Source organism: Acetobacterium sp. KB-1 (genome assembly GCF_003260995.1).
Lineage (GTDB): Bacteria > Bacillota > Clostridia > Eubacteriales > Eubacteriaceae > Acetobacterium > Acetobacterium carbinolicum.
Window position 1 is genome coordinate 1,653,513 of sequence record NZ_CP030040.1, and the last position, 20,024, is coordinate 1,673,536.

Genomic DNA, 20,024 nt, shown 5'->3' on the forward strand with positions numbered 1-20,024 from the left:
CTGAACCCATCATTTTTTGATTAACTGACGCTTTTTATAGGTTCAATTTTAACATATAATAAGCTCATTTAAAATAAGGAGTTTCAAATGATTACTAAGCAAAAGCGGGTTGCCGCTATTCATGATATTTCCTGCGTCGGCCGATGTTCGCTAACCGTGGCGCTACCCATTATTTCTGCTGCCGGAATTGACACCAGCGTTCTGCCCACCGCCGTGCTGTCAACCCATACCGGTGGGTTTGAGAATTTCACCTACCGTGATTTAACTGAAGATATCCGTCCCATCGCTGATCACTGGCAATCCCTTAATCTGGAATTTGACGCGCTCTATAGCGGCTTTTTAGGCTCATTTGATCAGATCGATCTGATTGCCAATCTCTTTGATCGCTTTCAGTCTGAAAAAAACTTGATTCTGGTCGATCCGGTAATGGCCGACCATGGTGAACTTTATTCTATTTATACCCCCGAAATGGCCAAAGGCATGACCAAACTCTGTGCCAAGGCTGATATTATCGTACCCAACCTCACCGAAGCAGCCTTCCTGCTGGATGAACCTTATGTGGGAGAGGATTATGATCAAAATTATGTGGAGGCCTTACTGGTCCGACTGTCCCAGCTGGGTTCTAAAAAAGTAGTGGTTACCGGCATTTCTTTTGATCCGCACCAGTTGGGCGCCGCCACCTATGACACCGCGTCGGGGACCTTTGACTATGCTTTTAATGAACGGGTGACGGATTATTTCCATGGCACCGGCGATATCTTTGGAAGCACCCTACTTGCTGGCCTGCTAAACGATTTTAATCTAAAAGAATCCACCCAAATTGCGGTGGATTATACGAGAGAATGTATTCTAAAAACCGTGGAACTGGGGCAGGAAAAACGCTATGGGGTCTGTTTTGAACGGGCTATCCCCTATTTGATTAAGCGGTTGGGCTTATCCTAATCCGCCTCCTAGTCTTCTTCTATCGCTTCCTGTTCTGATGCGATCTTCTGGTCGATCAGCTCATAAGGATAACCCCGGCCTATCAGGCTCTTCTTAATTTTAAACTTAAGCTCTTTGCCTGCTGCCCCCTTTTTACGGTGGGCGCGGGCATATTTTTGATAGTCCCGGTCAAGCTTTTCGTTTAGTTGCTGATCTTTAATTGCCAGCTCATCTTCGGTTAATTCCTGGGGTTCTTCTTCTAAAACCAGAGTTCTAATAATTTCTAACACCATTTCCGTGGGGTAACCCATTCTTCCCAGTTTATCATATAGTTTCTTTTTCTTCTGTACCGAAGTTTGTCCCGTTAATGCGCGCAGCTGTTTTTTTGCCACCATTTCACCGCATCGATATTCCTCTTCGCTTGGAAGAAGATCTGCCAGGGTCAGCAGTAAGGTATCACTGATCCCTCTTTTTTTTAAGTCCTGAATCATCCGACGGGAGCCATAGTAATTTAAATGCCGATTATTCTCGACATAATTTTTTAAATAAACCTGGTCATCAATATAGCGGTATTCACTAAGCTTTTGCATCACCTCGGTAATAATTTGCTCATCAGTGTCCTTTTTTTTCAGATACTTAACCATTTCACTACTGGTTCGTGACTTAAAAGACAAATATTTTACCGCCATATCCATCGCTTTTTCCCGCGTTATTTCCGCCATCTGATACCTCCTTTTAAAAAAACACCGGCCAAAAGCCGGTGATCGATTTTTTATTTTGTACGTCCTTTTAAGGCCGATAACATGGCCGCAAAATCCTTGGTTTCGGACAAGGGCACCATCACTTCCACACATTCAAGCTCGCTTTGGTTTTTGTTGTTAACACTTTGATACGCTGCAATGACAGCCTGTGCTTTATCTAATGATGTTACGGTCCCTATTTTTTGCCCATCCATGAAAATATCTGCTCCACTCACATAAAGAGGAATATTCTTACTGTTTAGTACCTGGATGCAGGTATCAAAATCCATCGGATTTTCAATCCTGCTCGGGATCAGTTCAAATCCATCGCCCAAGTGGATATTATCGTAATTATAACATTCCATCACGTTCTTTTCAATCCGATCAACCGCCGATTGAAAGACTCCAGAGGTCTGCACATAACCAAGACTTTCGCCACGGTAAAAAACCTCATAACCCTGGGTCTGAGCACTGACGACCCCCACAGTTGCCATAATAAACAAAATCATAAAAGTGACAATACTACGCGTCTGTCTTTTTCTCTTTCGTTGGATTCGTCGTTTTTCTCTTTCACTCTTTATAGTTTCATCCATACATTTACCTCTTGTTGTTATTTGTTACTTTTTCGTTACATAATGATACCATATTTATACAAGTTCCGCAAGATCTTTTAAAAAAAAGACACCTTTTTAGGTGTCTATAATACATAGAGAATATTTATAATGCAGTACCGCCAGACTTATATGTAGTCGCCGGAACTGACATTGAAATAATGACTGATCGGCTGGGCCTCATTATTTTCCCGCACTTCAAAATGCACATGATTGGCTGTAGAAGACCCTGTTGATCCCATACCGCCAATGCGCTGACCTTGGGCTACGGTTTCACCTTCTGATACATCCACCGAACTAAAGTGTCCGTACAGCGTTGAATAGCCATTGCCATGGTCAATGATGACACATTTTCCATAGCCGCCATACCAACTCGATAAGGTAACCGTTCCTGATGCTGCTGCATAAATAGCTGTTCCTTCACTGTTTAGGATATCAATTGCGGCCGCCCGATAATGGTTACTGTAATAACCACCATCATAATTTCTGAGGATTTCACCAACGCGACCGCTAGCGGGAAGAATAAACTGTACCTGAGGCGTTTCCGGTTCTTCAGCCGGGCTTTCCACTGGTGGTCCTTCTGCCGGGGCTTCTACTGGCGGTACTTCAGTCACCGGTTCTACTGGTGTTTCTGGAACTTGGGGTTCAACCACCGGATTGTCAACCACCACTTCTGCCGGTAGTTCTGGAACTTTTGGTTCAACCGACGGAATTTCTACCACCTTGTTTTCCTCAACTGGTACTGCCGCCGGATTTTGTTCTGTCTGAATACCCTCAACGACGGTTTCAATTTGAGGGGTCTCCACTTCTGGTAGCTCTACCGCGGGTTCTTCTTCAACAACTGGTGTTTCCGAACGATCCGACTCCGCTGCCGTTTGGATTTCCGGGGTATTAGCCGTACTCATAACGGGTTCAACTACCGGTTCTTCTTCAACTAATACCTCTGTACTAACGGTTTCTAGCTGTTTTGTTTCATCTGAATGTGTCTCCGGGGGGGCAACCTCAACGGTTGGTGCCACGCTTTCAGCCCGGGCAACTTGAACCGTCTTCTCCTGAGCTCGTATTGATTTAATAACCTGAGCAACTTCTTCAGTTGTTAAAAAATCGGTGGAGCGAGCCATCCGTATTTCGTAATCGCTGCCTTCTCGGTTTCTTCTGCCGCTTTTGCTATCGTTCGTATCGCTAACAGCCAATTGCAGGACATCCAAACTGTCAACACAGCCGATACTTGTACCTTTGTAAATTACCTCATAGGCACGGGTTTGAGCATCAACTACTCCGGCTCCAACCAATACTAAAAAAGTACAAACAACAACTGCAGAACCCCGCAGTTTAAATCGTCTTTTTGTGTCACTGTTTAATGTTTGGCAATGATTGACATGCTCAATCTCTATGAATTCATCCTGTTCAACTTCTTGGGTTGACCAATTGAATCGGTATTTTTTTAATCTTTCGCGAACTTTTTCAAAGATATTCTGAGTTTTATCCATGCCGCTCCTCCATGTTACAATTTATTTACAAATATGATACCATATGGTTTTATAATTTACAAGTCATTTGCGTTTTTAATCCAACTCGCATCTACATATCGTATTTAATTCATAAATTAGGAAGAAAAATACAGATACTAAAATCTGCTTCAACTAATCGCCGTCATTCCAACCCAAAACTTTAATCAGTCGTAATTCCGAATAGCCATAGGCACTGGCCGGATAGTTTATGCGATCCGTGGTGTTTGAATTAATGAGATAATCTGCCATGTTGCCGTCATCGTCGTTTATTACATCGCTAATAATAACCGAATGAAGCCAGTCACCGTTATGTCCATATTGTAAGACGTCACCCATCGAACCGGAAAAAACATTCTCATCCACCAGTGCTGCCAGTCCATACCCTTCATTTTCACTGGCATAGGTGTAAAACTCCGCTACCCCCGTCCAGGCCGGACTTCGCCCCCAGTCTGAGCCATCCTCATCATCCACTTCTTCACCATACCACTTCCATTGGGTATTATTATAGCCATCACTATCCATGGGGATGCCGCCGGCAAAAAGCGCTTGGGAGATGTAGTTATTGCAATTGCCACCATAATTGTCATAAACGCCATAGTCCTCGTTACGCAAGACTTCAATGGGATCAACCCAGGTCATGGCATAATCCACTGCTGCCTCAGCATCATAGCTGTGATCGGTGGAGTTGGTCCAACTATCGCCGTTTTCCATATTAAAGTCGTCTTTTTCCCGGGATAATTCTTCAATAACAGCCAGGGCTTCACCGAGAAGTTGATCTGCCACATCCTGAGGATTTTCATCGCTGTCTGCGATGGCTTCTTCCAACATCAAAAAACTGTCTTCTTCTTTGTAATGCTCTGAGATCGCGTAACCATCTTTAGTTTCGCTCAGATAAAAGGTATGGGCAATCCCGGAACTATAGGAATCAACATTGGAAATAAAAGCGAAATTGATATGGTGATCTTCTACTAAAACCACTTCAATCTCACCATATCCTTCACTGATACTGGTGACGGTCAGCCCACATTGATAATCCGTCATCTTAAGATCATTACTCTGGCTTTGTCTTAATTGAATCAGATAATCCATAGACGCTTGATTGATCCAGGCGTTTTCGCTAAACGAATCCACAAACATCGCGGTGATATCTTCTGATTCCAGATTGGCCAGGGCCTTAAAATAAGTTTTAAAATAGTCGCGAATCGGCTCAAGCATAGCATCATCGAGTGTTTCATCACTATCACGAATTATTATATCGCCGCCTACTTTTTTAGCATCACTATTCTTGTTTTTCGCTTCAAAGATGCTTTCTGTGCTGGTGGTGATCGAGTATGAATTTGCCATGACACCCACGCAAACAACGCCCATTGCCATGAGGGACATCAGCACCAGGCCAATCATCGTCCGTCTCCGTTTGCGCTTTATGGATTTCTTTGATCTTTTCATTACTCTTTTCATTTTTTCGCACCTCTTCACCATTTGTAACAATTATATATCTACAATGTGTTTTTTATGTGAACGGATAATGAAAATTAACCTTCTCACGGGTTAGATTTTTCTCAAACATTCCCCTCTTTCTACTCATTTGTGTTAGCGATTGTTGTTTGTCAGATTGCAAGTTTGCCGCCGAGTTCCTTTTAATTTCCCGGCGCTAGTCGCCAGGGACAGTAAAAAAAGCTGCGAGTAAGAGTTACTCGCAGCTTTTTTTTATTTGTCTAAGTCAGCTTTTGTCGTTTTTTGTCCGTAAGATTTATTAAAGATGCTAATCATTTTTGTCATTTCTTCTTCACTGAGAATCACCGGCGTTCCGATTGATCGGGCCTTGACATAAACTTCCGCACAGTGTTCAATCTCTTCGGCAATATTAAAGGCATTTAGAATATCTTTACCACCAGCCAGTAGACCATGATTAGCCATCAATACTGCATAACGATCGACCATGGCCTTAAAGGTAAGTTGCGCCAATTCCATAGTACCAAAGGTCGCATAGTCGGCACAGCGTACATCCAACCCCGCTAACGCAATCAGGTAGCTTGAGGCAGGCAAGCCCTCTTCAAGCGTGGCCAGTACTGTTGAATAAACGGAGTGCGTATGAACAACTGCATCGATGTCATCACGTTTCACATAGAAAATGCGGTGCAGCTCATGCTCGCTTGATGGTTTTCTTTTTCCGTCCACATGCTTTCCATCGATATCGATAACCACAACATCCTCCGGCTCTGTTTCAAAGTAATCAATGCCACTAGGACTGATTGCCATCAGCCTTTGTTCCCGATTATAAATGCTGATATTGCCACCGGTTCCCTTCGTTAACCCTGCTTCAATCAGCTTTTGACAATAACGCACCACATCTTCTCGTTCTTTTTGTAAGATCATTTTATCCTCCTGAATTTTAATAACAATACTTAAGTCTACGATCGATACTCGTATAATAGCCGCTCTCCATTTAAAAAACGTTTCACATCCGACTGTTTCTGAGGTTATTTCAGGATACAAAAGTATTTTTATATTACTGATGTCATTTCTATACTTTATAATATTTCTTCGTTTTTCTCAATAGCGATTAAGGTTTATTTATGTTTACCTATTTCTAACCAAAAAAAAACAGCTTTCGCTGTTATTCTTTAAGTGGTGGTGCCCAGAGGCGGAATCGAACCACCGACACGGGGATTTTCAGTCCCCTGCTCTACCGACTGAGCTATCTGGGCAAAAAAATATGGTGGGCCTTCAGGGGCTCGAACCCCGGACCTACCGGTTATGAGCCGGTTGCTCTAACCAACTGAGCTAAAGGCCCCCAAGTAATTTAAAAAAAATGGTCGAGGTGAGAGGATTCGAACCTCCGGCCCCATGGTCCCAAACCATGTGCGCTACCAAACTGCGCTACACCTCGATACAATACTTGACTATTATAGATGTTTATCAATCTGTTGTCAATCTTTATTTTATCTTTGTTCTTTCAGATAAAGCTTATCTTTGACGACTTGCTTATTATAGCACGATCAAATACATGAATGCAAGTCTTTTTTTCACAAAAGAATCAGATTTCTGATCCTTTTGTGAAAAAAGCTTTAGCTTTACTATTTTTCTAATACGGTCGCTTTAGCCATCCTTTTTTCTTTTTGGTGACGATTGAGAAGCCTTTCAATCTGATCAACGATCCAGCTAAAAATCCGCAATAAGGGATAGATATCAAGGATCGTAATTCCCAAAACAATCAACATCGCTGGCAGGAAATCCTGAATCGGCACCAGGAAAAAGAAGTCTTCCAAAAACAAGACACAGCATAGGAATGAAACGGTCATCGTAAAAAATAACGCCCACCGCTTATTATCCAGAGGTTGACTGACCCGAAAAAGAATAACCAGACCAATTAAACCAGTGGAAATCACTGCCAGCGTCGAAATCTGCTGGTGATCCAATGCCAGATAGGAACCAACAATCATAATTAACACAACATTAAACACCACCGTCAAAGCACCCGGCAACGATTTTTTTAAAACCTTTTCTAAAAAATTTCCGGTGATCCGGTTTTTATTCGGCTCCAAAGCCAGAAAAACAGAAGGCGCACCAATAGTCAACGCACTGATTAAGGTCAGTTGAATCGGCACAAAGGGATAGGCCTCATTGGCAATGATCACAATAACGGCCAGCATCAGGGAAAACATCGTCTTCACTAAAAACAGCGATGCCGCACGGGTAATGTTGTTAATGACCCGACGCCCTTCCATCAAAACCCGGGTAAAGCTAGCAAAGTTGGAATCCAACAAGACCAGTTGGGATACTTGGCGCACCGCATCACTCCCTTCGGCCATAGCAATGCTGCAATCCGCTTCTCGTAAGGCCAAAACATCATTGACCCCATCCCCGGTCATCGCTACGGTATGGCCCTGATTTTTAAGGGCTTCAATCAAAAGTCGTTTTTGTCCTGGGCTTACCCGGCCAAAAACCGAATAGATCTGGGCAGCCTTGTGAACATCTTCATCTTCTGTGAGCGTCGACGCATCGACAAAATTATCCCAATCCAGCAGTCCCGCCCGATGTGCCACCTGAGATACGGTGATCGGGTTATCGCCAGAGATTACCTTGATATCAACGCCCTGGTTTCTAAAAAACTCCAACGTTTTCTTGGCTTCATGACGAATTTTATCCCCCATCGGCAGCAGAGCGATGGTTTTGATATTTTCTGGCAGGCTGCCATCTTCTTTAAAGGGTTCTTTAGCATACCCCAGCATTAAAACCCGGTTACCTTCGCTGGCATAGTGCTCAACCTTTTCCTTAATTTCATCGTAACGCTCTTTTAAAACAAACTCCGGCGCGCCGATCACAAAAGTACCCTGTTCCGCAAAAAAAGCGCCGCTCCACTTCCGTTCCGACGAAAATGGAATGACCCGCTCGCAAAGCCATTTTGGGGCCTCCCCTTGACAGCTTTCGCTAAGCGCCCGATAGGTGGCATTGTCATCTTTTAGATTAGCAATTAAAGCCCTGATCGCCTGAACGGGATTTTTGTCATGACAAATGGTTTCCATTGACAGGACTTCCATGTTCCCTTCCGTGATGGTACCGGTTTTATCTAAGCAAAGGACATCCACCCGAGCCAGCGTCTCAATACAATAGAGTTCCTGCACCAAAGTCTGGTGGTGCCCCAGTCTAACGACCCCAACCGCCAGAGCCACACTGGTTAGGAGCACCAACCCCGCCGGGATCATCCCAATCAAGGCCGCCACCGTCCCGGTTACACTCACCTGTAGTGGCAAATTCTGGACAAGTAGTTGTTTATAAAGCAGTAACAGGCCGAGGGGAACAATCACAATGCCAATGCTTTTCATAATAAAGCCCAGTGCTTTCATAATTTCCGAGTTTGGTTTTTTGGCGACCTTAACGGCTTCAACCAATTTAGATGCATAGTTTTCCAGACCTACCTGAGTCACCTGCACCGTCGCTTGCCCAGACACCACAAAGCTGCCGGAAAGCAGAGCATCCCCTTCATACTTCATAATCGAATCGGACTCGCCAGTCAGTAGAGACTCATTGACTTCTATTTCCCCTTTTACCACCTGGGAATCCGAAGGAATCTGTTTGCCCGCTTTCAGGATTAGAATATCATCCATCACAATTTTTTCAAAGACGATTTCCTCAAGCTTGCCATCCCGTAACACACTAACATGAGGCTGGGAAATCAGTGAGAGCTTATCAATGGTTTTTTTTGCCTTTATTTCTTGTATGATGCCAATAAACGTATTAATGATAACAATATTAATAAATAGCAGGTTCTGAAACGACTCCACAAAAATAATCATCAATGCCAGGATGATGTTAAGCATGTTAAATAAGGTTAAGCTATTGTCTTTAATTATTCTGCCGATGGTTTTTGTTTTGGATTGGGGTTGGACATTAACTTTTCCGTCCGCGATCCTTTCTTCAACCTGGGCTTGAGTCAGTCCAATTTCAAGGTTGATATTATTCTCCATTGAATCCTCCCAGTAATTTATTCACTGTTTGGATTATAACATCATAATCTTAAAATACCTTGTATCTGTAACAGTCTTAGAATACCTGCGATAAGATCAGACAAATAACATAGTACCGACAATTGTTACATCATGTTGTACGCATCGGAGCGGACAGGCTGATAAACCTGTCCGATTCTGCGCGCAGGCAACGAGCCATTCACAAGCTTGCTTGTAGTTGGCGACTGCCCGCGACCAATGCGAAAGGAGCGGAGCGGATTTCGCATGGCGCAGCGAACAACAGATTAACAATTGGTCGGTACGGTAGCACACACCAGCCCTTCAAATTTTCCAGACAAAAAAAGAAGCCTGCCGCAGGACAAACCTCTTTATATGTGTAGTATTAATATTTTTTTGCTACGCCAGACTTTCTCTGACCACTTGATTGACAAGCTTTCCATCCGCGCGACCTTTAACCTTCGGCATCAGGGCACTCATTATTTTTCCCATGTCTTTTGCGTCAACTGCACCGGTTTCTTTTATCGTTTCGGCCACAATTACTTTGATTTCATCAACCGTTAATTGTGTAGGAAGGTAGCTCTCGATGATTGTTATCTCTTCTCGAGCCTGCTGGATTAAATCGTCTCTTTGAGCTTTCTCAAATTCGGCCAGGCCATCCCGACGTTGTTTGAGCTGTTTTGCAATAATTTCAAGAATCTGATCGTCTTCCAGTTCCACTTTCTGATCCTTTTCGACTTGTAAAATAGCCGCCCGAATCATTGTAATGGTGGATTTCTTAACCTTATTCTTTTCCTTCATTGCTGTTTTTAAGTCAGCCTGTAATTGATCCTTTAATGCCAATTAGTCACATCCTATCTTTTTTTCATCTTTCTTTTTCTTGCTGCTTCTGATTTTCTTTTTCGCTTTACGCTTGGCTTTTCATAATGCTCTCTTTTGCGAATTTCAGACATAACCCCAGCCATTGCAGTTTTTCTTTTGAAACGTCGCAATGCACTTTCGAGTGTTTCATTTTCTTTAATTTTTACTTCAGACATTTTCAACCCCCCCCTCTAATCCGTTGCTAATTTCCGGTACGGTTAATCAACATGGTATGAGTCAAACTATATTATACGCATTATTTCTTACGCTGTCAATTATTTTTCAACCGGGAGGCCATAATAATGGTCGACCGCCCAATAAATGATAATGCAGATGGGGCACGGTTTGATTGCCATCCTTACCGCAATTATTTACCAGACGAAAACCAGTTTTAGCAATCCCTGTTTTAAGGGCAATCCGATTGGCCACCGTATGCATGTGGCTGATAATATCGTTTCCAGCTGGTACCGATAGAATCGATTCAAAATGTTCTTTGGGAATAATTATCACATGCACCGGAGCTTGGGGTGCAATATCATTAAATGCGATGACTTGATCATCTTCAAAAACTACATCGGCCGGAATTTCCTTATTAACAATCTTACAAAAAATACAGTCCTTTGACATATCTTCCTCCTGTTATATCGAATCTCCGATTAATTTGTCAGCAAACTGACTATTATATGATACCCTAACTTTTAGAATTCTGCCATTAATTTTTTCATCTGTCTGAAGCCGAACCGGAACATAATTTTTGGTATGACCTTCATAACCAGTCTCGTCATGGGTTGCTTCAAACAAAACCTCTGTCAGAACGCCATCGTTTTTCTTTAAAAATTCCAGCTCCAGTTTTTTCGACAGATCACTAAGGGTGTGGCTGCGGGAATTTTTTATGGTTTCATCAATCTGATCGATAAAGGCAGCCGCTTTAGTTCCTGAGCGCCGGGAATATTTAAATACATGGATTTGATAAAAACTCACGGCCCGGGCAAAGTCCAGGGTCTCTTTGAATTCATCCTCGGTTTCGCCGGGGAAACCGACCATCACATCCGTGGTGATGGCAGCTAACGGGAAAACTTCCCGGATCTGACTGACAATCTCTAAATACTCAGCGGTGGTATAACGGCGCCCCATGCGTTTTAGCACCGTATCGCTGCCGCTTTGCAGTGACAGATGAAAATGCGGGCAAAAGCTTTCAAGGGCCGCCAACCGCCTAAGCCGCTCCGGGGTGATAAATTTGGGTTCCATCGATCCCAGTCGAACCCGCTTAAGTCTGGGAATTTGATCAAGGGCTTCAATCAGGTCAATAAGATCCCCTTTATCTGCACTACTTCCGGCTTGATCCACTCCATAGGAGGCAATATGAATACCCGAAAGAATGACCTCCTGATAGCCGATTAAAACCACCCGGTTGACTTCATCAATAATCTGTTGCGAATCGCGGCTCCTGACTGGCCCTCTGGCAAAGGGGACAATGCAATAGGTACAAAATTGATTGCAGCCCTCCTGAATTTTAATAAAGGCCCGGGTCTTACCCTTGACCTCCGAAATCATCAGCGGTTCAAAAATCTTTTCATCCATAATATTTGAGACAAAATCCCGCCGGTTGGCATCCTTGCGGTGGGCCTCAATATAGGTAAGGATATCGGCGCGATTTTTGGTACCGATCATCAGATCCACTTCCGCGATTTTTGCGACCTCATCCGGGGCCACCTGAACATAACAGCCGACCGCACAGATAATCGCATTGGGATTAATCCGCTTAGCTTTTCGCATCATTTTTCGGGATTTTTGGTCGCCCAGGTGGGTCACGGTGCAGGTATTGATCACATAAACATCGGCAAGCTCAGCGAAATCGACAATGGTGTAACCGTCTGCCTCAAAGATTTCCATCAAGGCTTCGCTGTCGTAGGTATTGACCTTGCAGCCCAGGGTCATAAACCCAACTTTTTTTTTATTATTCATCCTTAACTTATTCTTCCTTCCAGAAATTCAATTGGCTGAGCACCACCATACCAGCGGTTTCGGTTCTTAATATCCGCTTGCCCAGGGTTACGCTAATCACTCCAGCGGCTTGACAGGCTGCTGCCTCCTGAGGATCAAAGCCCCCTTCGGGACCAACGATCACACCGATGCTTAGCGGTTTGTCGGTTTTGCTTATTTTTCGGACCGCTTCCAGGGCGCCCTTCAAAGTCTGCCGGTTTTCGTCTTCATAGGCTAAGATCATTAAGTCATACCGGGCAACTTCGCTTAATACTTCTTTAAAGGTTAGCGGCCACAAAATCCTGGGGATAATCCCCCGCTTGGACTGCTTTGCGGCCTCATAGGCAATTCGCTGCCAGCGCTCGAGCTTTTTATCCTGCTTATCTTTAATTTGAGAAACTGCCCGGCATGAAGAAAAGGGAATAATCTGATAAACCCCCAGCTCCACGGCTTTCTGAATGATCACTTCCATTTTTGCGCCTTTGGGTAGTCCTTGAAACAAGGTGACACTCATCTCGGGCGTTTCTCCCTGAGATGGGTAGTGTCTGGCAATGCTGCCGGAAATAGTCTGCTCGCCGGGCGTGTTTAAAGTAACCAGATAGTCGGTGCCCTGGCCATCACAAACTTCAATAACGTCACCCTTCCCCAACCGCAGGACTTTGGCGATATGTTTAAAATCCTCTCCCGAAATAGTGATTGTTGATTCGAAACGCTGCTCGGGTTTTACAAAAAATCGGTGCATCTTAGTCCCTCTTCTGGGCGACCACTCCAACCCATTCACCCATCTGCTGAACAAAAACAAGCTTGAAGTTTTCCGCTTCCAGAGCTCTTAGCACATCCCCCAGCCGATCGATGATGATTCCCGAAGAAATAAAAATACCCTTTTCTTTAAGGTAGGGTTTGATAATTCCCGACAATTCCACAATCGCCGCTGCCAGAATATTGGCCACAATCACATCGGCCTTCTCGTCAATCACATCGAGCAGGTTACCTTCGCGAATTTCAACCATACTGCCTAAATCATTGAGCTCCGCATTTTCCCGGGCAATTTTAACCGCCAGGGTATCAAAATCCACCGCCACCACTTTTTTCGCTTTCAGTTTACCTGCAATCAGCGAGAGTACCCCAGTTCCACAGCCAATATCCAGCACCACATCTCCGGGCTTGATGTACTCTTCCAATTTAATGGCACAGAGCTGGGTGGTTTCATGAGTACCGGTTCCAAAAGCCATGCCGGGATCGATGTTAATGACAATTTCATCCTTATCCGGGACATAGTCTTCCCAGGTTGGTTTGACGACAATGCTTTTGCCCATCTTAGTGGGTTTGTAAAACTTTTTCCAGGAATTAGCCCAGTCTTCTTCTTCCACTTCTGTGATCATCATCTCACAGGCACCGGGGTCCAGACCGAAGGATGGCAGCATCTTCACTGACGCAATTAGTTTATGCACCGCTTCTTCAGTGTCTTCCACCTCGCTGAAATAGCCCCGGACAATAGAAACATTGGGATCAATTTCCAGAAGCGCTTCATCCACAAAATTGACTTTGGGATCTTGTTGTATTAATAGCACATCCTGCAGGGTCTGAATCGCCACACCATCTGCCCCGGCATCATAAAAAGCATTGACCACCGCTTCCTCAGCTTCCAATGTTGTTGTGATTTGAACTTCTTTCCAAAGCATTCCCTTACCTCCTGGTTTAATCGTTGTGGTATTATACCACTTTACCGCATGCTTAATAATTGATCATTATAACCCATCTTGCTTATAAAAGAAATATGTTTTTCATGCTTTATCTCTAGTAACAGTTATAGTCGTACCGACAATTATTACATCATGTTGTAACCGAGGGGGCAGACCCTTTGCATCGGGGCGGACAGGTTGTTAAACCTGTCCGATCCCGCAGCAAACAACAGATTAATAATTGGTCGGTACGGCACAACGTGGATACAGAAATTTTTTGCCGGCTTTCTGTAAAATATCGTTAATGGATGTAACGGGTTCCAGTTTAGTGCTATAATGATCACAGTTAAATAAATACAAACTTTAAAACAAGTAATGAACCAGTACCGACAATTTTAGAAAAAATTAAATCCAAACAACCAAAATACACGAAGAAAAGGTGACACGATGGAAACTGAAAAGAAGAATCGTTCCATACAAGAATACGTTCCTGGTAAACAGGTAACCCTGGCACATATTATTGCCAAGCCTAAAACAGATATCTATATTAAACTGGGTCTGGACGATGAAGCCGCCGATGCCATCGGTATCTTAACCATTACCCCCAGCGAAGCCGCCATTATCGCCGCTGACGCCGCAACGAAAGCCGCCCCAGTCGAAATCGGTTTTCTGGACCGTTTCAGTGGTTCACTTGTAATCACCGGTCGGGTTAGTGATGTCAAAGCTGCCGTTTCTGAAATCCTCAATACTCTTAACCATATTTTAGGATTCGACATTCCTAAAATCACCTACTCCTGATAGATGGCCAATAATCGAAAACGGGTGGCCTTAATCGGAAAAATCGGCAGCGGCAAAACCACCTTGATGCAACGGCTAAATGAAGAAGAACTTAAATATTCCAAGACCCAAATGGTCAGTTACTATGACGATTTCATTGATACCCCTGGGGAGTTTATCGAACTCCCATTTTTTTCACGTCAGGCCATAAATATTACCATGGACGCCGGACTGGTGATCCTGGTTTGTTCCTGTATGGATTCCCAGAATGCCTTTCCACCCAATTTTATCCATACCTATAACATTCCCTCGATTGGCGTGATCACAAAAACAGATCTCCCCGAATGCAATATTAAACGGAGCCGCAATCTTCTTATTTATGCCGGTATCAATCCTAAACACATCTATGTGGTCAGTGCCTATAGTGGCGAAGGAATCCCGGAATTAGAAGCTACCATCCATCATTATATGGAACCCCACCGCAATAAGTAAGGAAGTGAAAAAATGACCTATGACAGCTATGGCAATTTAACAGTGGCAGGCGTTGCCAACTACCTTAAAGAAAAAAACATCTTTCCAACCGATGCCAACCTTACCGTGGTCGATTTACACGCCGTAAAAGAAAGCATTGAAGGATTTGTTAACTTAATCTATCATGTCTACGACCAGTCGGGAAAATCAGTGATCATGAAACAAATGCTCTCCATGCCCCGGTTTCGGATTGAGGACGAAAAAAATAATACCGTGGAAGAAGCTGATGGCGATGGCTGGACCCTGGATCTGGGTCGGATGCGCTCGGAAATAGCCACCCTTATTTTTTGGAACTCGGTCTATCCCGGCATCAGTCCTGAAATTTATCTCTTTGACGAACCCAACCGGATCATTGTTATGGAGGATTTAATGGATTTGAGTTTGCTCCGTTTTGAGCTCTGCCGGATGGTTAAACACGGACATTTTACTGCTAAGATTGGCGCATTTTTTGCCCGCAATCTTTTTTTCTCCTCCAATTTACATCTCACCAACTATAAAAAATCTGAAGTTGAACGGTTTTTTATAAATCCGGAATACACAGCCCTGGCCCCCTTTCTTTTTCGGGAAAACATCGGTGTTTCCTGGGAACGGGAGATGATTCCCGGCACGGATGAAAAAAGAGCCTTACTGGTGGATAATCCTCAAATTCAGGCCGAATTCAAACGTTTGGAAAACAAATTCCTAAATGATAAGGAATGTCTGATTCATACCGACCTTCACAGTTCCAACATCATGATCAGCTTTGACGACGTCCGCATCATCGATGGAGAATTTGCCGGTTTTGGTCCGCTGGCCCAGGATTTTGGCCGACTCACTGCCAGCTTAACCCTGAACTATGTTTCCTGGTTTGGTGATGAGTCCCGGACAACCGCTGAAAAAAACGATTTCCAGGCCTACCTGTTGACCACCATCACTGATCTGTATACCACCTTTCAAAATGAATTCCGCCAGCTGGTGGAAGCCCATCGGGAGGAAAGCTACAGCTTAAAAAATCTGGATGTAGATGCTTATCTCATTGATCAGCTGCAAAATGCCTTGTCATACACGGGGGTCAATGTCCTATCCCGACTGGCTAACCGCGGCATCTGCTATGACCTGCTCAGGCTTCCTGAAGCAAACCGTTTAGTCCCCTCACTTCTGGGCCTGGACATTTCCAGAGAGCTGATGCAAAACCAAAAAAAGTATACCCACATAAAAGAATATACCCTGTTACTAAAAAACCTGGCTTAACAACACGAAATACCGCTGATTTTATATATGAAATCAGCGGTATTTTGTGTAAATATATTTTCTATTTTAGGCGGATATACCATGACCATAAATTCACAATGCCATAATCGTGTTCATGTATTATTTTATGACCGTAACAAAGTCACCTTCTTTAATATAGCCACCTTCGATCACGGCCGTAAAAACAACTTCATTGGCCAATATACATTTTCCGTCTTGATCCGCTATTTCACAGCCAAAACATTTTTTGCCAATCTGAGTTATTTCCTGAAGCGTTTCCCCAATCTTAACCTGAGTACCCAGTGGCAATTTAAACAGCTTGATGTCTGCGGTTGTAATATTTTGTTTAAACCGCCTGGTACATAAACCAGCCCCGTCGGCCTCTTTTAATTGTTCAATGCTGCTAAGCCCAAACAAACAGACCTGTCGTCGATCGCGACCGCCGTGACTATCGCCTTCGAGTCCGAACCCCGCAATAAAAAGCGCTGGCTGATCCAGGCGAATCTGCTCACCCTTTTCGATACTTTGATAAATCGCTGTAACCTTTCCCACCGGTGCCACCTACTCCCATCACTTTCTCTTAACATTATTCCCGTTATTTCTAAATAAAATACTCGCAATTGCCTTTTTCATGATAAGACTTTACCAAGTCGGCCAGGGTGATATTATCCACCACATTTTCAATCGCATCTTTGATTTGCCGCCAGACATCAACCGTAACACAGCGATCCGCGCGATCACAGCTACCCGGCTCATCCAAGCAGGCCACCGGGGACAACTCCCCTTCCATCAGTCGTAAAATCATCCCAACGGTATATTCTGCCGGCGGATTGGCCAGTTGGTAACCCCCTTGTGATCCCCGGACACTTCTCACAAAGCCCGCTCTTGAAATCTGGGTGATAATCTGCTCTAAATATTTCTCTGAAATCTCCTGACGCTCAGCAATCCGTTTGATGGGAATGTATTCCCCGGTATTGTTAATCGCCAGGTCCAGCATTAGGCGCAGGGCATATCGTCCTTTTGTTGATATTTTCATAACGCGTATAAACCCGTTGACAGATAGCGTTCGCCCGTATCCGGCAACAGCACCACGATGGTTTTTCCCTTGTTTTCAGGGCGTTTTGCCAGTTCTATGGCGGCATACAAGGCCGCTCCAGAAGAAATTCCGACCAGCAGCCCTTCATTTTGGGCAACGTTTCTCGCTATTTTAAAAGCATTGTCGTTGCTGACCGCAATAATTTCATCATAAACAGCCGTATTTAAAACCCCGGGCACGAAACCAGCCCCAATCCCCTGAATCTTATGAGGTCCCGGACTGCCACCGGAAAGTACCGGCGAAGCCTCTGGTTCAACCGCAACAATTTGAACTCCGGGTTTCTTTTCTTTTAATACTTCTCCGACTCCGGTAATGGTTCCGCCGGTGCCAATGCCAGCCACAAAAATATCAACTTCGCCATCGGTATCATTCCAAATTTCAATGGCCGTGGTTTGACGGTGAATTTCTGGATTGGCGGGATTATCAAACTGCTGGGGAATAAAAGCGTTGGGAATGGTTTCTGCCAATTCAGTGGCTTTAGCAATGGCGCCTTTCATTCCGGTTGCCCCTGGTGTCAGTACCAACTCTGCCCCAAGTGCCGAAAGCAGATTACGACGTTCCACGCTCATGGTTTCCGGCATCGTTAAAATAAGACGATACCCCTTGGCGGCCGCCACAAAAGCCAGCCCAACCCCGGTGTTACCGCTGGTTGGTTCAATAATCACGGTACCTTCTTTAATTAGCCCGGCTTTTTCGCCGGCTTCAATCATCGCAAACCCAATCCGGTCTTTCACTGAAGATAACGGATTAAAATATTCCAGCTTAGCGATCAGCTTAGCTTCCAGCTCCAGGCTTTTTTCATAGTTCGACAATTCCAATAAGGGTGTATTTCCAATTAAATCGGTTAGATTTTTTGCAATTTTAGACATCTTCTTACCTCACATTATCCTTAAAATTATAATTCAATTAATATTTCCGAACACGGCTTGCTTAATTCATATCATTTCGATATGTTTTGGTAGGTTCATTATATGCCTCATGCTTTTCTTTGTCAACTAAAAAATGCCGGATTTCTCCGGCATTTAAAACTTTATACTAACCTAAAACGATCAGGCATCTTTTTTAGGATGACTTTCCTTCGCCTCAGCTTCTACGCGAGACCAGAAACGCTTGCCTTCAGGGTGAGCATCTTCTCCCGCAACCTTGGCATACTCATTTAAGGCATGGCGCTGTTCACGGCTAAGTTTACGTGGCACTTCCACCTTGATGGTAATAAACTGATCGCCCCGACCACGACCATTGACGTTGGGGACCCCTTTTCCTTTTAATCGGAAAACCTTGCCGTTTTGAGTGCCTTCTGGTATTTTAAGCTTGATCTTGCTGTCAATGGTAGGCACTACAATGCTGTCTCCCATAGCCGCCTGGGCATAGGTAATTGGTAGTTCATAGTAAATGTCATCGTCGCTCCGTTTAAACAACGGATCTTCCCGAACACTGATATAAACAAGCAAATCGCCCGTGCTACCATGGTTTGGCCCGGCATTACCCTGACCTCTTAGTGGTAGAATCGAGCCGTCGTATACACCGGCTGGGATCTTGATGCTGATGGTGCGTTCCTTGGATTCAAGGCCAGATCCATGACAGGTCGGACAGGGTTTATCAATGATTTTTCCCTCACCATGGCACTTGTCGCAGGTGTGAACCTGTTGAACCGTTCCAAAAGGTGTTTGCTGCCGTACATAAACCTGACCAGAGCCGCCACATTGATCACATGTTTTTGACGTTGAACCTTTTTCAGCCCCGGTGCCACCACAGGTTCCACATTCTTCGTTACGTTTGATTTTAATCTTCTTTTCAACACCAAAAACAGCCTCATGGAAGGACAGATTGATATTGATCTTCATGTCCGACCCACGGTTGGAACGACGACCGCCCCGACTGCCACTAAATCCGCCGCCGCCGCCAAAGGCACTGAAAATATCGCCAAAGATATCTTCAAAACCGCCAAAGCCACCGCCACTATAACCACCGCCGCCGTAACCGCCGGCACTGGGGTCAACCCCTGCATGACCATATTGATCATAACGAGATTTTTTTTCCTCGTCGCTTAAAATTTCATAGGCTTCATTCGCTTCTTTGAATTTTTCTTCAGCAACACTATCCCCCGGATTCTTATCCGGATGGAACTCCATGGCCTTTTTTCGATAGGCTTTTTTTATCTCATCCGGGCTGGAATCTTTACCGACCCCAAGCACCTCATAGTAATCTCTTTTTTCACTCATAAATACTCTCACCTCTTTTGAATCCTAAACACCAACTAACCAACTACTAATTATACCTTTTTGAAGCAACGTGTCAAAGCCTTTTTTCGTAGAGCGTGGTATTCCCAAAAGTTGGAAACAAACCTTAATATTAGTACCGACCAATTGTTAATCTGTTGTTCGCCGCGGAATCGGACAGGCGATGCCGTGTCCGCTCCGATGCGTACAACATGATGTAACAATTGTCGGTACGGCACACCAAACCCACATGGCTCGTTGCCTCCACGAAACTTTTCAAAACGCTCACCCGCGTTTTGAGCCGTTCGCGGGCAGTCGCCAAATGTGAGCAAGCTCCCACATGGCTCGTTGCCTCCACGAAAAAGAGTGGCAGCCTTGGCTGCCACTGGTTATTGCC

20 protein-coding genes and 3 tRNA genes are annotated in these 20,024 nt (G+C 44.3%); 4 read left to right on the forward strand and 19 right to left on the reverse strand.

Annotated features, from left to right (window positions below):
* The first annotated feature begins 90 nt into the window (after window positions 1–90).
* Entirely contained in the window at window positions 91–942 is an 852-nt protein-coding gene (locus tag DOZ58_RS07595; RefSeq protein ID WP_111889707.1) for a pyridoxamine kinase, read from the forward strand.
* An 8-nt stretch (window positions 943–950) separates the two neighbouring features.
* On the opposite strand, the gene DOZ58_RS07600 is transcribed toward DOZ58_RS07595, so the two are convergent.
* The 15 genes from DOZ58_RS07600 to prmA all read right to left on the reverse strand — a co-directional run bounded on the left by DOZ58_RS07600 (window position 951) and on the right by prmA (window position 13,774).
* Window positions 951–1,643 carry a RecX family transcriptional regulator gene (locus DOZ58_RS07600; protein WP_162624470.1) on the reverse strand — a complete coding sequence of 231 codons (693 nt, stop codon included), beginning with the start codon at window positions 1,641–1,643 and terminating at the stop codon, window positions 951–953.
* A gap of 50 nt (window positions 1,644–1,693) precedes the next feature.
* Window positions 1,694–2,254 carry a hypothetical protein gene (locus DOZ58_RS07605; RefSeq protein ID WP_111887765.1) on the reverse strand — a complete coding sequence of 187 codons (561 nt, stop codon included), beginning with the start codon at window positions 2,252–2,254 and terminating at the stop codon, window positions 1,694–1,696.
* A gap of 146 nt (window positions 2,255–2,400) precedes the next feature.
* Entirely contained in the window at window positions 2,401–3,762 is a 1,362-nt protein-coding gene (locus DOZ58_RS18890) for a M23 family metallopeptidase (protein WP_242988634.1), read from the reverse strand.
* A gap of 153 nt (window positions 3,763–3,915) precedes the next feature.
* Entirely contained in the window at window positions 3,916–5,241 is a 1,326-nt protein-coding gene (locus DOZ58_RS18530) for an amidase domain-containing protein (RefSeq protein ID WP_162624471.1), read from the reverse strand.
* Between the two features lie 249 nt (window positions 5,242–5,490).
* Window positions 5,491–6,159, reverse strand: coding sequence for an L-fuculose-phosphate aldolase (locus DOZ58_RS07620; protein ID WP_111887766.1), 669 nt, complete (start codon window positions 6,157–6,159; stop codon window positions 5,491–5,493).
* Window positions 6,160–6,415: 256 nt separating this feature from the next.
* Window positions 6,416–6,491, reverse strand: a tRNA-Phe gene (locus DOZ58_RS07625).
* 9 nt (window positions 6,492–6,500) lie between these two features.
* A tRNA-Ile gene (locus DOZ58_RS07630) sits at window positions 6,501–6,577 on the reverse strand.
* Between the two features lie 19 nt (window positions 6,578–6,596).
* Window positions 6,597–6,673, reverse strand: a tRNA-Pro gene (locus tag DOZ58_RS07635).
* Between the two features lie 187 nt (window positions 6,674–6,860).
* Complete coding sequence (locus DOZ58_RS07640) at window positions 6,861–9,251, reverse strand: cation-translocating P-type ATPase (protein ID WP_111887767.1); 2,391 nt, start codon at window positions 9,249–9,251, stop codon at window positions 6,861–6,863.
* Between the two features lie 396 nt (window positions 9,252–9,647).
* A complete protein-coding gene (locus DOZ58_RS07645) occupies window positions 9,648–10,091 on the reverse strand; it encodes a GatB/YqeY domain-containing protein (RefSeq protein WP_111887768.1) in 444 nt (147 codons plus the stop codon).
* Between the two features lie 11 nt (window positions 10,092–10,102).
* On the reverse strand, window positions 10,103–10,285 hold the full coding sequence (gene rpsU, locus DOZ58_RS07650) for a 30S ribosomal protein S21 (protein ID WP_013379247.1): 183 nt from the start codon (window positions 10,283–10,285) through the stop codon (window positions 10,103–10,105).
* A 106-nt stretch (window positions 10,286–10,391) separates the two neighbouring features.
* A complete protein-coding gene (locus DOZ58_RS07655; protein WP_111887769.1) occupies window positions 10,392–10,736 on the reverse strand; it encodes a histidine triad nucleotide-binding protein in 345 nt (114 codons plus the stop codon).
* 12 nt (window positions 10,737–10,748) lie between these two features.
* On the reverse strand, window positions 10,749–12,074 hold the full coding sequence (gene mtaB / locus DOZ58_RS07660; RefSeq protein WP_111887770.1) for a tRNA (N(6)-L-threonylcarbamoyladenosine(37)-C(2))-methylthiotransferase MtaB: 1,326 nt from the start codon (window positions 12,072–12,074) through the stop codon (window positions 10,749–10,751).
* Window positions 12,075–12,081: 7 nt separating this feature from the next.
* The gene (locus DOZ58_RS07665) at window positions 12,082–12,834 is read right to left on the reverse strand and encodes a 16S rRNA (uracil(1498)-N(3))-methyltransferase (RefSeq protein WP_111887771.1); all 753 of its coding nucleotides are present in this window, start codon (window positions 12,832–12,834) and stop codon (window positions 12,082–12,084) included.
* Window position 12,835: 1 nt separating this feature from the next.
* Complete coding sequence (prmA, locus tag DOZ58_RS07670) at window positions 12,836–13,774, reverse strand: 50S ribosomal protein L11 methyltransferase (RefSeq protein WP_111887772.1); 939 nt, start codon at window positions 13,772–13,774, stop codon at window positions 12,836–12,838.
* 447 nt (window positions 13,775–14,221) lie between these two features.
* On the opposite strand from prmA, the gene DOZ58_RS07675 reads away from it, so the two are divergent.
* The 3 genes from DOZ58_RS07675 to DOZ58_RS07685 are packed head-to-tail and all read left to right on the forward strand — an operon-like array spanning window position 14,222 to window position 16,312.
* A complete protein-coding gene (locus DOZ58_RS07675) occupies window positions 14,222–14,572 on the forward strand; it encodes a BMC domain-containing protein (protein WP_111887773.1) in 351 nt (116 codons plus the stop codon).
* Window positions 14,573–14,575: 3 nt separating this feature from the next.
* The gene (locus DOZ58_RS07680; protein ID WP_111887774.1) at window positions 14,576–15,043 is read left to right on the forward strand and encodes a EutP/PduV family microcompartment system protein; all 468 of its coding nucleotides are present in this window, start codon (window positions 14,576–14,578) and stop codon (window positions 15,041–15,043) included.
* A gap of 12 nt (window positions 15,044–15,055) precedes the next feature.
* On the forward strand, window positions 15,056–16,312 hold the full coding sequence (locus DOZ58_RS07685; protein ID WP_111887775.1) for a phosphotransferase: 1,257 nt from the start codon (window positions 15,056–15,058) through the stop codon (window positions 16,310–16,312).
* 120 nt (window positions 16,313–16,432) lie between these two features.
* On the opposite strand, the gene DOZ58_RS07690 is transcribed toward DOZ58_RS07685, so the two are convergent.
* The 4 genes from DOZ58_RS07690 to dnaJ form a co-directional block, all read right to left on the reverse strand.
* Window positions 16,433–16,864: an MOSC domain-containing protein gene (locus tag DOZ58_RS07690; RefSeq protein WP_111887776.1), complete on the reverse strand. Its 432-nt coding sequence runs from the start codon at window positions 16,862–16,864 to the stop codon at window positions 16,433–16,435.
* Between the two features lie 49 nt (window positions 16,865–16,913).
* On the reverse strand, window positions 16,914–17,348 hold the full coding sequence (locus DOZ58_RS07695) for an Rrf2 family transcriptional regulator (RefSeq protein ID WP_111887777.1): 435 nt from the start codon (window positions 17,346–17,348) through the stop codon (window positions 16,914–16,916).
* Window positions 17,345–18,277: a cysteine synthase A gene (cysK, locus tag DOZ58_RS07700; protein ID WP_111887778.1), complete on the reverse strand. Its 933-nt coding sequence runs from the start codon at window positions 18,275–18,277 to the stop codon at window positions 17,345–17,347. The genes DOZ58_RS07695 and cysK overlap by 4 nt, the downstream gene beginning before the upstream one ends.
* A gap of 180 nt (window positions 18,278–18,457) precedes the next feature.
* Window positions 18,458–19,630 (reverse strand): molecular chaperone DnaJ, encoded by a 1,173-nt coding sequence (gene dnaJ, locus DOZ58_RS07705; RefSeq protein WP_111887779.1) that lies wholly within the window; start codon window positions 19,628–19,630, stop codon window positions 18,458–18,460.
* Window positions 19,631–20,024: the final 394 nt, after the last annotated feature.

Excerpts from the sequence above, each read along its gene's own strand:
- DOZ58_RS07600 (WP_162624470.1), bottom strand. The coding sequence starts at position 1,643 with ATGGCGGAAATAACGCGGGAAAAAGCGATGGATATGGCGGTAAAATAT.
- DOZ58_RS07605 (WP_111887765.1), bottom strand. The coding sequence starts at position 2,254 with ATGGATGAAACTATAAAGAGTGAAAGAGAAAAACGACGAATCCAACGA.
- DOZ58_RS18890 (WP_242988634.1), bottom strand. The coding sequence starts at position 3,762 with ATGGATAAAACTCAGAATATCTTTGAAAAAGTTCGCGAAAGATTAAAA.
- DOZ58_RS18530 (WP_162624471.1), bottom strand. The coding sequence starts at position 5,241 with ATGAAAAGAGTAATGAAAAGATCAAAGAAATCCATAAAGCGCAAACGG.
- DOZ58_RS07620 (WP_111887766.1), bottom strand. The coding sequence starts at position 6,159 with ATGATCTTACAAAAAGAACGAGAAGATGTGGTGCGTTATTGTCAAAAG.
- DOZ58_RS07640 (WP_111887767.1), bottom strand. The coding sequence starts at position 9,251 with ATGGAGAATAATATCAACCTTGAAATTGGACTGACTCAAGCCCAGGTT.
- rpsU (WP_013379247.1), bottom strand. The coding sequence starts at position 10,285 with ATGTCTGAAGTAAAAATTAAAGAAAATGAAACACTCGAAAGTGCATTG.
- DOZ58_RS07655 (WP_111887769.1), bottom strand. The coding sequence starts at position 10,736 with ATGTCAAAGGACTGTATTTTTTGTAAGATTGTTAATAAGGAAATTCCG.
- mtaB (WP_111887770.1), bottom strand. The coding sequence starts at position 12,074 with ATGAATAATAAAAAAAAAGTTGGGTTTATGACCCTGGGCTGCAAGGTC.
- DOZ58_RS07665 (WP_111887771.1), bottom strand. The coding sequence starts at position 12,834 with ATGCACCGATTTTTTGTAAAACCCGAGCAGCGTTTCGAATCAACAATC.
- prmA (WP_111887772.1), bottom strand. The coding sequence starts at position 13,774 with ATGCTTTGGAAAGAAGTTCAAATCACAACAACATTGGAAGCTGAGGAA.
- DOZ58_RS07675 (WP_111887773.1), top strand. The coding sequence starts at position 14,222 with ATGGAAACTGAAAAGAAGAATCGTTCCATACAAGAATACGTTCCTGGT.
- DOZ58_RS07680 (WP_111887774.1), top strand. The coding sequence starts at position 14,576 with ATGGCCAATAATCGAAAACGGGTGGCCTTAATCGGAAAAATCGGCAGC.
- DOZ58_RS07685 (WP_111887775.1), top strand. The coding sequence starts at position 15,056 with ATGACCTATGACAGCTATGGCAATTTAACAGTGGCAGGCGTTGCCAAC.
- DOZ58_RS07695 (WP_111887777.1), bottom strand. The coding sequence starts at position 17,348 with ATGAAAATATCAACAAAAGGACGATATGCCCTGCGCCTAATGCTGGAC.
- cysK (WP_111887778.1), bottom strand. The coding sequence starts at position 18,277 with ATGTCTAAAATTGCAAAAAATCTAACCGATTTAATTGGAAATACACCC.
- dnaJ (WP_111887779.1), bottom strand. The coding sequence starts at position 19,630 with ATGAGTGAAAAAAGAGATTACTATGAGGTGCTTGGGGTCGGTAAAGAT.